The sequence below is a fragment of the Helicobacter sp. genome, assembly GCF_029067145.1.
Lineage (GTDB): Bacteria > Campylobacterota > Campylobacteria > Campylobacterales > Helicobacteraceae > Helicobacter_D.
Genome location: NZ_JAIEFA010000009.1, coordinates 21,327 through 28,314 on the forward strand (window position 1 = coordinate 21,327; position 6,988 = coordinate 28,314).

Consider the following 6,988-nt stretch of genomic DNA (forward strand, 5'->3'; position numbering starts at 1 on the left):
GCGCTAGGACAATAAATTATAAAATTAAATCAAATTTCTTTAAATCATAATAAAAATTTATTTTACCCTTATTTTCCTAGCGAGTTTTAAGGATACAAAATGGTTATATGGGTTATTACAAGTTCCGTTATTTCGGCTTTGCTTGCAGGAGGTGGTAGCTATCTCATCTCGCGCAAACTCTCGCGTGCGGATTCCAAAGTGCTACTAGAACAAGCGAAAGCAAAGGCAAAGGCAATAGAGTATGAGGCGGAAAAATTCCTCCAAGAATCTAAAATCAAAGCAAAAGATATTGAAATAGAAGCAAAAGAAAAATGCGACAAAGAGAGCGCAAGAATCCTCAAGGAATACGAGTTAAATTTATTGAATTTTGAAAAAGAAAAACTAAGAGAATCGCAACGCATTGAAAAAGAACTTTGTAGGCTAGATAATGAAAAACAAAATCTTAGCAGAGACCGCAACGCATTTTTTGAGGAACAAAATGCGCTAAAAAAACTCAAAAATACCTATCAACAAAAGCTAGAAGAAATCACAAAAAATCTATCCAAAGTCGCTTATCTCACCAAAAATGAAGCCAAAAATATGCTCTTAGAACGCACAAAAGAAGAAGCAAAACGCGAATGTGCCAAAATCATTAGAGAAGAGGAGCTCCGCGCTAAAGAAGAAGCAAAGGCAAAAGCAAATTATATCTTAGCAGTTGCAACTTCGCGTTTTGCAGGAGAGTTTGCCGCAGAACGTTTGATTCATACAATCGTCTTGCCAAGTGATGATATGAAAGCTAGAATTATCGGCAAGGAGGGACGCAACATCAAATGCCTAGAAATGATTTGCGGGGTGGATATTATCATTGATGACACGCCCAATGTGATTATTGTAAGCTCCCACAACCTCTACCGACGCGCTATTGCGGTGGAAACTATCAATCGCCTAGTAGAAGACGGGCGGATTCAGCCTGCAAGGATTGAAGAAATCTATCAAAAATGCTTTAACGATTTTGAAGAAAATGTCTATCAAGAGGGCGAACGCGTCGTGTTGGATTTGGGCTTAAATGGAATCCACCCAGAGATTAAAAGACTCATTGGCAAACTGCGCTATCGTGCAAGCTATGGGCAAAATGCCCTCACGCATAGCTTGGAGGTTGCGAATCTGGCGGGAATTATTGCAGCAGAGCTTGGCGGGGATTGTATGCTTGCCACGCGCGCTGGGTTGCTACACGACATTGGCAAAGCCCGCACACACGACTTTAAAGGCACACATGTAGAATTAGGAGCGGAGATTGCAAGACGATACAATGAACACCCTGTGGTGCTTAATACGATTCTTTCTCATCACGGCGATGAGGAGATTAAAAGTGTGGAAGCTGCAGCAGTTTGTGCGGCAGATGCTCTTTCTGCTGGGCGTCCGGGAGCTAGACGCGAAGTGCTAGAAAACTATCTAAGGCGCGTCAGTGAAATAGAAAAAATCGCCACTTCCAAAATGGGAGTTTTGCACGCTTATGCGATAAATGCGGGACGCGAAGTGCGTGTGATTGTCAAATCAGACGATATTAGTGATGAGGAATCCTATCTCCTTGCCAAAGAAATTGCAAAAGACATAGAATCGCAAGTGCAGTATCCGGGTGAAGTCAAAGTTAGCGTAATCCGCGAAACAAGAGCTTATGCGGTAGCAGAGTAAAAGAGTAGCAATGAAAAACATTAATGTTTTCTACTGGCTTAACCCTGACCAAAAAAAATTTGGGGATATGTTTAATCGCAATATAGCGAATTTATTTGATATAAATCCCATACAAACATCACCAGAAAATTGTGAAGCCGTATTTATAGGTAGCCCATTAGATGGTTTTTTATATCGTGATGTTTTTAAGTTTTCATCAAAATTAAGGACACTTGGAATAAGCCACCGCTAAAAATTTGGGGACTCAACGTCAATAGATGCTTCGGAGAAAAAATATAAAGTTGGAATAATACCTTATCATATTGAATTATCTTTTTCTTTGGAGTGCCTTACAAAAAAGCATTAAAACATCAACTATAATTGATGTTTTCCAAAATCCTTTACAAACTCTCAAGCAAATTTCACAATGTGAAATCATTATATCATCAGCATTGCATAGATTAATAGCTGATGAATTTTTCTTTTTGAACTAGGAATTTTAGCTATGATTAGTTTTTGTGTAACATACTATAATCAAGAATCTTTCGTTTGAAGATGATGGCTCATCAGACAATAATCTGAAATCAATAAAATACAACAGCAAAATCACCCCTATTAAAAAAGGGATATTTTTGCAGGTATTTAATATGTTTCTCAAAAAGTTTGTAAAATTTCTAGAGTGTATTTTTTAGACCAAATCACTCATTTCCGCACAACTATCAATTTTATTTTATTAATTTATCGCGCACACAACTCTCCAAAAATCTTAAAAAGATTTGTAAGATTTAAGACGCAAACAACCTGAAATAGAATCTTGGAAATATTATCAGGTATTTAAAGATTTATATAAAAACTTCAAATAAATTCTAAAATCTTGTTTATGGTTAAGAGTTAAATTTATTAAGAGAATTTAGTATTATTTACACCTACTCATCTAGATTCCATTTGTGCTAAATCTAAGCACTTTAATATCAGTTATTTATAAACCTTTTTATTTTAAACTTTTCAAACACTTGCATTACCTTTCTTCTCATATAAGAGCAAATTAACCTGCCCATTTCTTTTGAGGATAGATGATGTGGGAGAGTATAGACTAAAGGTGCAACTTTTACGCTCTCTCCCCAATTCACGCACATTATATTTTGTATTTCTGTAAAAAGAGAACGATAACGAGGAGAAACCAATAATGGATTGTAAGGAGAGAGAATCTTTGCATACACTCCCATACCTCCTTGTGAGCCGATGATATTACGACACCGACTTAAAAGATACAAATCCAAATATCCCTGAGTTGGATTATTAACATCGCAGATTCTATAAGTTTTACCCTTAAGTAGTGGGACAATCTGCTCTTTGACAAAAGCTAAATCATCGCTAAAGAGATAAAAGCTACTTTGTGGGTGCAAAAGGCACATTAGCTCTATGCTTTTGGCAAAATACTCATTACTCGTAGGATTGCCATAAACAATATGAGGCTGGGATAAATCCCCTCGCCTGATATGCACCCCACAAGGAGAGGGAGAAGATTCTATCTCTTGGAGCAATGCGGCAAAAGGTGTGTTGCTCTCTTGTAATTCTTGTGGTTTAAAATGCTCTCTTAAAAGTGGAGCATAACGCACATCAAATACCCTACCTAAATATCCTCCAACATAAAGTGGAGGCTTACACATAATCACATCTTTATCATCAATATAATAATGCTTCCTATAATGCTCTATTTCTCTTTTACTTGCAATCTCAAGGGATAGAGTAGGGAAGGCTTTAGGAATATCAAAGTTTATATCATAGTCTTTATCATAACCTACACTTGGATTGAAAAACTTTTTGCCGCTTTCCTCAAACCAGCTTAAATCATATTTGACTTTTATACCTTTTTCCTCAAATGCGAGCCCAAGTGTAATAAAAGTAATTTGACTTCCTATCCCGCCATCTACTCTAATAATCACTAAATTATCTTTCACTCTTATCCCTTTATTAAAAGAACTATAATAAAAAAAGATAAACACACTGATACTGCCAAAGCAGTATTAAAAGCTCTCTTGTATTTTTTATATTTTTTTGTCATTTTATCCTCTATGCAGGATTGAGCTATACTTAAATACTCCTTAAAAGTAAAACCATAAGTTTCAAAAAGATTTTGTGCTTTTTCTTTTGTGTTATAAGATTTCATTATTTGATGATAGCCCCAATCCCGCCTTGCTCTATCGTCTGAGAGAATCGCCATTTTGCCCAAAAAGTAAGGAATCGCTGTCACATTGGGTTGCAAACCTGTTTGGGCAATTTCTTTGGCAAAGATAGATTCTAACAACCCCATATCCTCTAACTCTAAAAATGTATCCATAAGCGAGGCTATCTCTAGCCTCTCGCGTGTGCTAGCGGTTGCATCTTGGAAGCTAATATTACTAGCATTTGCGTCAAATCTATACCGCACCAAAGAATCCTTTAAAATTAGAATCTCTCCTTGTAGTAGGATTTTAATGTGCATTTGAGTATCTTGGTGATTGCACATTGCATTATCAAGCGGATAGAGAATCCTCGCAAAATCTTCCCTACGCATAGCCATTCCCGGAGAAAACATACAATTATTGAACATAAAGATTCTATGTAAAATTTCCGCTCTTGACTTCCCCAAACTAAACGACTCAAGTTCCTCTATCTCTTTGTCATCACAATCTACGCGCGTCATTTGTGAATAAATCGCGAGTATCTTTGGATTGTCTAAAAAATTTTGATAAATCACTTCTAGAGCATTTGATTTAAGCATATCATCACCTGCACAAAATACAATAAACTCGCCCTTTGCATTTTCAAAGGCAGTATTAAGCGCAGCATTAATGCCTGAATTATAGGAATGCGTTATAAGCTTAATTCTGGAATCTTTGTATTTTTGTATCTCCTCTACATTACCATCAGAGGAACAATCATCTACGATAATACACTCAAAATCGCTAAATTTTTGCGCTAGGACAGACTCTATAAATTTACCGATGAATCTTTGATGATTGAAGCTTGGTGCTAAAATAGAAATTTTAGGCTTATTCATACAGCCAATCCTTATGATATTTACAAATAATGTGCGAATGATACCATATTATTTCTTTACTACTTCACAAAACAAACAAGTCTCTCCAGAGACACTCCCGTCTATGGGCTTATACGCCTTGAAGGTATATCCCAAGTTTAAATCCTCCAAAAAAGGTTTGATTCCAAAAAAATCACTTGCTTGATGATAAATACTCACAAGCATTGTGGTTTTTTGAGATTTTATTGTCTCTAGCGCACCCTGCAAAAACTGCATTGTGCTCTTGAACAAAAGAATCCAAAGTAATCACTTCTGCTTCCTCAAAATCTTGATTATGATGGACTACAATACTTGAACCTGCGCCATATCTAGCGATTTTTACTTTTTCAAATTTTGCTCCAAGTGCCTTTTTGATTGGAATAATACGATTGGCATTATTTAAAGCAATCGTTTGACGCATTAAATCATAATTATCCGATAAAGCCTCAAAAGAATAAACTTTCTTTTGGGTGTATTGTTGCAAAATAAGTGCGCTATCTCCGATATATCCGCCAACATCAATGATATTTTTATCTATCATTTTCTCTATCCAAGAAGTAAATTTCCTATGTCTAAAGATTGCATATTGTTTTGCAAATCATTTTTAAACTTACGATTCTCTTTTCTTTCCTTATGTCTTTTAATTCTTTTCTTAATGGATTTTATAAGCCCCATACAATCAAACCTTTTTTGGATAATTTTTTGCGCAGTTTATCATATATCCACAAAAATATTTTGTATTTCAATTTTGCTTTTTGATAGATTTTTGCATTGATACTTGAAAGGTTTTCTTCATATAGCTTCTCTAGTTCCTCGCATTGTTGGATTCTTTCTATTAATAATGGAGAACTCTCTCTCTCTCTTAATTTTTGGAGGTATTTGAGGGGAGAATATTTGCGATATTCTCTTTGAGAAAAGACAAGCATTTCTAAGTATTGCTTATCAAAATAAAACCACATATCTTTGTAGAATATTGACCCAATGAAAGTGCGTTCATATAAATCTAAAGAAGTCCATATCCCACTTGATACAATCCGATAGACAGAATCCCTTTCCCCCGAATAATAAGACTTGCCTTTTGACAAATGCGCAAAGTTTCTAAAGCTATCGGCACGAAATGATATTTCTTGCGTCCCTTTCGCATTTGCTAAAATAGGAGGCAAACCATTCTTAAAAAACACATTCCTATAAATGACACTAGAAGTATGCCCAAACATTGATTTGCCCTTTAAAAACTCTTCAAAATTCCCTTCAAAAGGTGTGTCGTGTTTGAAATAAAAATCTGGACGCTCACCTTGTGCGTCATCGTCAATCTCATACTGATAAGCAGTATTGCCAAAATAAGCAGTAAAATCCTTATGAGATTCTAAAAAATCCAACGCCTTTTGAATCTTGTGCTTATCTGTCCAAAAATCGTCAGGGTCTAAAATGCAGAAATAATCACTCTTTAAATCCGCATACACACGCACGATATTTTTAAAAAGTTTTTGATTAGAGGAGCTAGGCAAAATCTTAATTTTATTAGGATTGCGCACTTGATATTCTTGTGCAATTTTCAGAGAATCATCTGTGGAGCAATCATCTGCGATGATAATCTCATAAGGATAGCTACTCTCTTGCATAAGAACAGAATCCAACGCTTCCCTTATATACGCCTCCCTATTGTAAGTTGGCATAATAATGCTTAGTCTTATTTCACTCCCAGACATATTTATACTCCTCATAAAGCACTAAAAGCCTTTGTTTGTCAATATTATCTTTTATTTTAAATTCTGCTAAAGTATCGCAAGTATCTACAAAATCCACAAATTCTAAGATTTGATGATAAAAAGGGCGATTGTTAAAGTCGTGCATAAGAATCTTTGTGTGCTTAGGACAATGCAAAAGAGTTTGCAAAAGACAAGCCACGCGGAATCTCCCATCAATAAATACTATATCAAAATCTGTGTATTTCTCAAACACTTGCGCAGAATAATGAGGAAAAAGCGATTTTTTCTCCATTTCAAGTGGCACACCCCATTCGCCTGTGCGTCCAATATCTACGGATACAAACTCTAATGCTCCTCTTTTTGTAGCCTCATTTATCACTTTCCAACCTTTTAAATGTTCTATCCAATTTTTATCCGATTCTACACTGACAATATGGACTTGTGTTTGTAGCAACGCCAAAAAGGTTGAACCTCCTGAACCAAACTCCAAATATGGGGGGGCGGGGGGGGGGGGGGGGGGGGGGGGGGTGGGGGGGGGGGGGGGGGGGGGGGGGGGGGGGGGGTGGGG

Annotated in this window: 8 protein-coding genes; 2 read left to right on the forward strand and 6 right to left on the reverse strand. The window is 36.3% G+C overall.

All coding sequences use genetic code 11. The features are described 5' to 3' along the window. Positions 1 to 99: 99 nt before the first annotated feature. Both rny and K2N75_RS00655 read left to right on the forward strand, forming a co-directional pair. Entirely contained in the window at positions 100 to 1,671 is a 1,572-nt protein-coding gene (gene rny / locus K2N75_RS00650; RefSeq protein WP_297680256.1) for a ribonuclease Y, read from the forward strand. Positions 1,672 to 1,681: 10 nt separating this feature from the next. Then, positions 1,682 to 1,903 carry a hypothetical protein gene (locus K2N75_RS00655; RefSeq protein ID WP_297680255.1) on the forward strand — a complete coding sequence of 74 codons (222 nt, stop codon included), beginning with the start codon at positions 1,682 to 1,684 and terminating at the stop codon, positions 1,901 to 1,903. A 718-nt stretch (positions 1,904 to 2,621) separates the two neighbouring features. On the opposite strand, the gene K2N75_RS00660 is transcribed toward K2N75_RS00655, so the two are convergent. The 6 genes from K2N75_RS00660 to K2N75_RS00685 all read right to left on the reverse strand — a co-directional run. Next, positions 2,622 to 3,611, reverse strand: a complete 990-nt coding sequence (locus K2N75_RS00660; protein ID WP_297680254.1) for an alpha-1,2-fucosyltransferase — start codon at positions 3,609 to 3,611, stop codon at positions 2,622 to 2,624. Between the two features lie 2 nt (positions 3,612 to 3,613). Then, on the reverse strand, positions 3,614 to 4,693 hold the full coding sequence (locus K2N75_RS00665) for a glycosyltransferase (protein ID WP_297680253.1): 1,080 nt from the start codon (positions 4,691 to 4,693) through the stop codon (positions 3,614 to 3,616). Positions 4,694 to 4,741: 48 nt separating this feature from the next. Beyond that, the gene (locus K2N75_RS00670; protein WP_297680252.1) at positions 4,742 to 4,897 is read right to left on the reverse strand and encodes a hypothetical protein; all 156 of its coding nucleotides are present in this window, start codon (positions 4,895 to 4,897) and stop codon (positions 4,742 to 4,744) included. Continuing rightward, the gene (locus K2N75_RS00675) at positions 4,866 to 5,252 is read right to left on the reverse strand and encodes an FkbM family methyltransferase (protein WP_297680251.1); all 387 of its coding nucleotides are present in this window, start codon (positions 5,250 to 5,252) and stop codon (positions 4,866 to 4,868) included. The genes K2N75_RS00670 and K2N75_RS00675 overlap by 32 nt, the downstream gene beginning before the upstream one ends. Before the next feature lie 121 nt (positions 5,253 to 5,373). Further along, positions 5,374 to 6,420, reverse strand: coding sequence for a glycosyltransferase (locus K2N75_RS00680; protein ID WP_297680249.1), 1,047 nt, complete (start codon positions 6,418 to 6,420; stop codon positions 5,374 to 5,376). Beyond that, positions 6,407 to 6,988 (reverse strand): hypothetical protein (locus tag K2N75_RS00685; protein ID WP_300119717.1); only part of this gene is annotated, 582 nt, incomplete at its 5' end. The genes K2N75_RS00680 and K2N75_RS00685, both read right to left, overlap by 14 nt.